Source organism: Serratia sp. HMSC15F11, assembly GCF_001808215.1.
Taxonomy (GTDB): domain Bacteria; phylum Pseudomonadota; class Gammaproteobacteria; order Enterobacterales; family Enterobacteriaceae; genus Serratia; species Serratia nevei.
The window spans coordinates 1-7,151 of record NZ_KV792416.1; the positions used below are offsets into that span (position 1 = coordinate 1).

Below are 7,151 nucleotides of genomic sequence, written 5' to 3' on the forward strand. Positions count from 1 at the left end.
GTTCACGCTAAAGCGCGATGAACCTTTTTTTTGCGCCACGTTTAAAAAGCGGCGGCTCGACACTCTACTTTCCTGTAATCTCCTTTTTTACCCGCACAGGAAAGGAAATGATGAAAGCTCAGGTTCGCATTGCTCTGGTCGGTGATTACAACCCGCAAGCCGTGGCCCATCAGGCCATCCCCGTGGCGCTCCGGCTCGCCGCCGCCCATCTCGACATCGACATGCAGCCCCAGTGGCTACCGACCGAAACCTTGACCTCCCCCAACATCCTGCAAGATTTCGATGCCATCTGGGTGGTGCCGGGCAGTCCGTATCGTTACGACGACGGCGCCTTTATGGCGATCCGTCATGCGCGGGAAAACGACGTGCCGTTCCTCGGTTCCTGCGGCGGCTTTCAGTACGCCATCATCGAGTACGCCCGCAACGTGATGGGCTGGCACGACGCCGGTCATGCGGAAACCGACAGCGGTGGCCGGCTGGTGATCGCTCCGCTTAGCTGCTCGCTGGTGGAAAAAACCGGCGACATCGTTTTCCAGCCTGACACCCGCGTCGCACGGGCCTACGGCAGCCTGAACACCCATGAAGGCTACCACTGCAACTTCGGCGTCAATCCGGAATTCGTCGTCGATCTGCAACGCTTCCCGCTGATCATCAGCGGCTACGACAGCGAAGGCGACGTGCGCGCCATCGAACTGCCGGCTCACCGTTTTTACGTCGCTACGCTGTTCCAGTCGGAACGCGCCGCGCTGCGCGGCGAGCTATCGCCGCTGGTGGTCGAGCTCGTCAAAACCGCCGCCAACGGGTAAAAAAAAAAAAGCCCTCTTGCGAGGGCTTTCTCATCGGATACATCCCGCCGGCTTACGCCTGTCCGAGCTCGCGCAACGCCAGATTGAAGTGTTGCCCCAGCTCACGCCGATGAACCGGATGCTCCATCATCGACACATGATCGCCGTTGACCTGGCTGACGCGGACGGTCGCCGGCGGCAGCAGCCTATCCCACCCCAACGCGGAAGCGTCTTCGCGGCAATATCCCGCCTGTTTGATCTTCTGCCAATACGCCTGGAACTGTGCGTTCTGCGAATTGACGGAAACCTGCTCCTGCTTCGCCTTGAACAGATGGATTTTCAGCGATGCGGGCTGCACCAGGGTCGCTTCCACCAGTTTGGCGTAGTGGTGCCGCTGCTGCCAGAGCGCCGCCTCGTCGGCCACTTCCTCACGCTGAGTCTTGATCCCGGCGCGTTGCACGGCCGCGATCGCCTCCGGCAACGGCAGCTCAGCCAACTGCTGACAGAACTGCGGATCCGGCCTTTCCTGCGTTGACTCCACCCAGTTCAGCAACAGCTGGACCGGGCTGTGCATCGCCGCCACCGGCCGCAACGTGTCGATCAACCCCAGGAAAGCGACCGCTTCCCCGGCCGATTGCAGCTGCTCGGCGATGGCATAGGCCAACACCCCGCCGGAAGAGTACCCCGCCAGATGGTATGGTCCCTGCGGCTGCACTTCGCGAATCAACGCCACGGCGCTGGCGGCCATATCGGACATGGTGGCCGGCTTCTCCTCCACCGCCGGCCACGGCACGGCGTAGACCGGGAAGGTCTCGTCGATCTCCTTGGCCAATTCAAACACGTAGGAGTGGTCGCCAAAGCCGGTCGGAACGAAGAACAGCGGCGGCCGGCTGCCGCTGCTGCGAGCCGGCACCGCTTTACGCAGCGGAGCCTCGGCGGTGCGACGATCTATCCGCTCGGCCAGCTCGGCCAATATCGGATGGTTGAAGATCGCCTGTACCGGCAAGGTGATGCCTTGCTGACGCAGCTGGCTGGAAAGACGTACCGCCAGCAGCGAATGGCCACCGAGCTCGAAGAAATTGTCGTGGCGCCCTATCTGGCCAATCTCGAGCAGCTCACACCATACCCGCGCCAGCGTCGTTTCGGTCTCCCCCTGAGGCGCCGCATACTCCCGAATGCCGACTGCCGCGCGCTCCGGCTCCGGCAAGGCGCGCCGATCCAGCTTGCCGTTGGCGGTCAACGGCAGCGCATCCAGCCAGACATAAGCCGACGGCACCATGTACTCCGGCAAACGTTCGCTCAGATAGGCCCGTAGCTGTCCCTGCAACGCGCTGCGGTCAACGTCGGCCGTCGGTACGATCCAGGCGACCAGGCGCGGATGGTGTTCCGTCGAACAAACCTGCACCACCGCTTCCCGCACCCACGGGCTCGCCGCCAGCTGCACCTCAATCTCGCCCGGTTCGATGCGGAACCCGCGCAGCTTGATCTGCTGATCGCATCGCCCCTGGTATTCAAGACTGCCGTCCGGCAAGTAACGCGCCAGATCGCCGGTGCGATACATGCGGCCGCCACCGACCGGATTGAACGGATCGCTCAGGAAGCGCTGTGCCGTCAGTTCCGGTCGGTTCAGGTAGCCCAACGCCACCCCCACGCCGCCGATGTGCAATTCCCCCACCGCCCCCATCGGCACCGGGCGCCCGCGGGCGTCCAGCAAGTAAGCGCGGGTATTGCCGATCGGTTTCCCAATCGGCAAGCGCGCCTCCCCTTCAGCCCGCTCGATACGTGCCGTTGTCGCAAAGGTGGTGGTCTCCGTCGGCCCATAGGCATGGATCAGGTGCACCGGCCCCCGCTCTTGCAACAGCCGCGCATAAGCGCCCGGATCCTCTTTCTCCCCTCCGCTAATCAGATATTTCAACTGCGCCAGTGCGCCGCTGATGCTGTGCACATACTGATTGAACAGCGCAGTGGTCAAGAACAGCGTGGTGATGCGATGGCGTTGCAGTTCGGCCGCCAGACGCTCGGCCTCCATCATCACTTCCGGCGCGATCACCACCAGCGCACCGCCATTCAACAGAGCGGCCCAAACCTCCATCGTGCTGGCATCAAACGCCGGGTTGGCGGCAAAGGCGATGCGGTCGTCGGCGTCAAAGGCGGCGTAGCGGTTGTTGCGCACCAGACGCGTGATCCCCTGGTGCGGCGTCATGACGCCTTTCGGCGTCCCGGTCGAGCCGGAGGTATACATGATGTAGGCCGTCGCGCCGCTCGACACGCGCAACGCCGGGTTACCGTCATGACCTTCAGCTTCGCGATCCTCGACCGTCAGTTGCGGAATGCCTTCGTCGCCGACGGCGTCCGTCAGCATCAGGCAGGCGCCGCTGTCATCGGCGATCCACGCCTGGCGCACGGCCGGCAGTTGCGGATCGATGGGGACATACGCCGCCCCGGCCTTGATTACCGCCAATTGGGCGCAGACCAGTTCGATGCTGCGCGCCAGCCGCACCGCGACCCGGTCGCCCGGTTGTACGCCGCGCTCAATCAGCCGATGCGCCAACCGGTTGGCGCGCGCATTCAACTGTGCGTAGCTGAGCCGTTGCGCATCCTGGATCAAAGCGATGGCCTGCGGCGTCTGCCGCGCCTGCTGTTCAAACAGTTCGTGCACGCAGGTATCCGCCGGGTAAGCTTCCGCCGTATGATTCCAGCGGCACAGCTGCAGCGCATACTCTTCATCCGGCATGACCTCCAGTTCGCAGACCGGTGTCTGAGGCGCCTGCTCCAATGCCTGCGCCAATGCGCTCAACGCCTGCGCCATATAGCCGCACACGCGCTGCGCTTCAATCGGCTGCCTGACCTGCGCCGTCAGGCCCAGCGAATCACCGCCGTCCTCGACCGACAGCACGAACGGATAGTTGGTGCGTTCCTGGCTATCGAGCAGCGTCACGCCGGTCGGCAATGCGGTGTCCTCGCCGCTGTTATGCCGGTAGTTCAGCAAGGCACTGAACAGCGGCGTGCCCGCGGCGACGCCGCTGCAGCGCTGCGCCAACGCCAGCGGCGCATGCTCATGGGCCAGCAACCCGCTCAGCCGGATGTGCGCCTGCAACACCGCCGATTCCGCGCCGACCTCGTTGACATCCAGCCGTAGCGGCAGAGTATTGATAAACAATCCGAGCGCCCGTTCCGCCCCGTCTCCGGCCTGCATACGACCCAACAATACGGTGCCGAACACCACCTCATCGCGGCCGGTAGCGCGCGCCAATACCTGCGCCCAGGCCAGGTGGCACAGGCTGGCCAGGCTGACGCCCAGCCGCCGCGCCTGCCGCCGCAGCTGTTGGTTGAGCGCATGCGGTAAGGCCAGGTGCGCCGTCGAGATATCCCGCCCTTCGCCATGCACGTCGCTCAGGCCGAACGGCAACGACGGCTCATCGATATCCGCCAGCATAGTGCGGAAGAACTGTTCGTGTTCGGCCTTGCTGACGCCGAGCCTTGCCTGTGCCACCGCGTTGCGGAACGGCGGCGCCTTGGCCAGTTCGTCCCCGCGCCCGGCCAGGATCAGGTTGATTTCCTCCTGCATCACCGCCAGGGTCGAGTGGTCGCCGATCAGGTGATGCCACTGCTGGAGCACGCACCAACTGCCTTCTTCCCCCTGTGCGGCAACAAAGCTCAGCAACGGTGCGCGCGTCAGATCAGGCCGCACGCGGCGCGGATCAAACACCGCCGTCAGCCGCGAACCGATCTCGCCCTCCGCCGGATTGAGCCGCAGTTCTCGCAGCGACAACTCAGCCTTGCGCCACACCACCTGCACCGGCGAGGACACGCCCTGCGTGATGAACGCGGTGCGCAGAATGTCATGGCGATCGATCACCTGCTGCATCGCCGCCAGCCAGGCGTCCAGGCGCGCACGGCTGTCGAAACGCAGCACCGCGGACAGCTGGTACGGGTCGCCCCGTTCCGCCAGCAGATGGTGGAACAAAATCCCCTCCTGCAGCGGCGACAAGGCGTAGATGTCCTGTACGTTGGCCACGCCGCCCGGCACCTGCGCCACCACCGCGTCGATCTCCGGCTGGCTCAGCGTCGCCAGCGGCAACATCTCCGGCGTAATGGCTACGCAGCCCGGTAGGATAGCGTTGGCCGGCACGCTCACTTCTTGCTGCGTGACCAACGTCTGCGCCAGCGTTGACAGCGTCGGCGCGGTGAACAGCGTTTGCACCCCGGCGCTCAGCCCGACACGGCGCAGCTGCGCCATCAACTTCACCGCCAGCAGCGAATGGCCGCCCAATTCGAAGAAGTTATCGTGGCGCCCGACCCGCTCAAGGCCCAGCAGCTCGCGCCAGATCCCCGCCAGCAGCGTTTCCAGTTCGCCTTCAGGTTCGGCGTAAACCTCACGCACGTAGGCGTCCTCCTGCGGCTCAGGCAGCGCGCGCCGATCCAGTTTGCCGTTCGGCGTCAGCGGTAGCGTATCCAGCGCCACCCAGGCCGCCGGCAGCATAAACTCCGGCAACATCCCCGCCAGATACTGTCGCAGCGTCACCGCCAACGCCTGGCGATCCGCGTCAGCCTCCGGCACCACCCAGGCCACCAGCCGCTTATTGTCCGCTTCGCCGAGGACATCCACCACCGCTTCGCGCACCGCCGGGTGACCGGCCACTCGCGCCTCGATCTCACCGCATTCGATGCGGAAGCCGCGAATTTTCACCTGCCGATCGTTGCGTCCCAGGTAGTCGATATTGCCGTCCGGCAGATAGCGCGCCAGATCGCCGGTGCGGTACATCCGCTCGCCTGGGTTAAACGGATCCGCCAGGAATCGCTCTGCCGTTAACTCTGCGCGGTTGAGATAACCCAGCGCCACCCCGGGGCCGGCGATGTAGATCTCGCCGGTCGCGCCGAGCGGCACCGGTTGCCCATGCGCATCCAGCAGATAAATCCGGGTATTGCCGATCGGCCGCCCGATAGGCAAACGCTGCCAGGGATCCACCCGCTCGATCGTGGCCGTCGTGGCAAACACCGTACTCTCGGTCGGCCCATAACCGTTGATCAGCCGTACCGGCCCAGCCTCTTTCAGCATGCGGGCAAAGGCGTGCGGATCCGCCGCTTCACCGCCGCTCAGCAGATATTTCAACTGCGCCAGCGTCGCGGCGATGCTATGGACATATTGGTTAAACAACGAGGTGGTCAGGAACAAGACGTTAATCCTTTGCCGCACCAGTGCCGTCGCCAACGCCTCGGCTTCCGTCAACACTTCCGGCGCAATGATCGCCAGACTGGCGCCATTCAACAGGGCTCCCCACATTTCCAGCGTGCTGGCGTCAAACGCCGGATTGGCGGCGAAAGCGAAGCGATCGTCGCGTTCAAACGACGCAAAACGATTGTTGATCGCCAGCCGGAGGATGCCTTGATGCGTCACCATGACGCCTTTAGGCGTACCGGTCGAGCCCGAGGTATACATGATGTAGGCCGGCGCGTCGCCGGCGCGAGGCAACGCCGGATCGTGGGTCGGATTCTGCCGCAGCCGATCGATACGCAGGCATGCGATCTCGCCGGCTATCTCGCGGTCGAGATCGCGATCGCACAGGATCAACGACGCCCCGCTGTCGCCGATGATCCACGCCTGCCGCGCAACGGGCAGGTGCGGATCGAGCGGCACATAAGCGGCCCCCGCCTTGAGGATCGCCAACTGGGCGATGACCAGAGAAACGCTGCGTTCAAGCGACGTGGCCACGCGATCGCCTGGGCGCACGCCCTGTGCGATGAGTTGGTGCGCCAGTTGGTTGGCGTGGGCGTTCAATTGGGCGTAGCTCAGGCTGTCCCGATCGTTCACCACCGCAACGGCGTCCGGCGTGCGCTGCGCCCACTGTTCAAACAGGACATGGGCGCTGCTCTGCGCCGGATAAACTTCCGCGGTTCGGTTCCAACCGTACAACAACAGTTCGCGCTCGGCAGCCGGCAGCAGATCGAGATGCGACGCAGGCTGCGTAGCATTTGTCGCCATCGCCCGCAACACCTGCACCAGGTAAACGCCGTAACGCTCGGCGGTAGCGCGGTCGAACAGCGCGGTGGCGAAGTTCAGCGTACCGCTGATTTGCTCGTCGCGCTCCGCCAGATCGAGCGTCAAATCATACTTGGCGATCTGATAGCCCAACTCGGCACTCTCGGCCTGCAGCCCAGGCAGCGAGATATCGCGCACCGAGCCGTCCTGCCAGGCCAGCATCACCTGGAACAGCGGGGTATAACCCAGGTGGCGCGGCGGATTGACCAGCTCCACCACCTGCTCGAACGGCAGATCGCGATTTTCCTGCGCCGCCAGCACCGTGTGGCGGATCCGCGCGATCAGCGTCGGCAAATCCGGATCGTCGCGAAGATCGATGCGCAGCG

At 64.4% G+C, this 7,151-nt stretch carries 2 protein-coding genes; one reads left to right on the forward strand and one right to left on the reverse strand.

Going from position 1 to position 7,151, the window contains the following annotated elements:
- Positions 1 to 107 precede the first annotated feature (107 nt).
- Positions 108 to 806, forward strand: coding sequence for a CTP synthase C-terminal region-related (seleno)protein (locus tag HMPREF3138_RS07035; protein ID WP_223294858.1), 699 nt, complete (start codon positions 108 to 110; stop codon positions 804 to 806).
- A gap of 52 nt (positions 807 to 858) precedes the next feature.
- On the opposite strand, the gene HMPREF3138_RS07040 is transcribed toward HMPREF3138_RS07035, so the two are convergent.
- Entirely contained in the window at positions 859 to 7,149 is a 6,291-nt protein-coding gene (locus HMPREF3138_RS07040) for an amino acid adenylation domain-containing protein (RefSeq protein WP_371326902.1), read from the reverse strand.
- Between the last annotated feature and the right edge of the window lie 2 nt (positions 7,150 to 7,151).

Excerpts from the sequence above, each read along its gene's own strand:
- HMPREF3138_RS07035 (WP_223294858.1), top strand. The coding sequence starts at position 108 with ATGATGAAAGCTCAGGTTCGCATTGCTCTGGTCGGTGATTACAACCCG.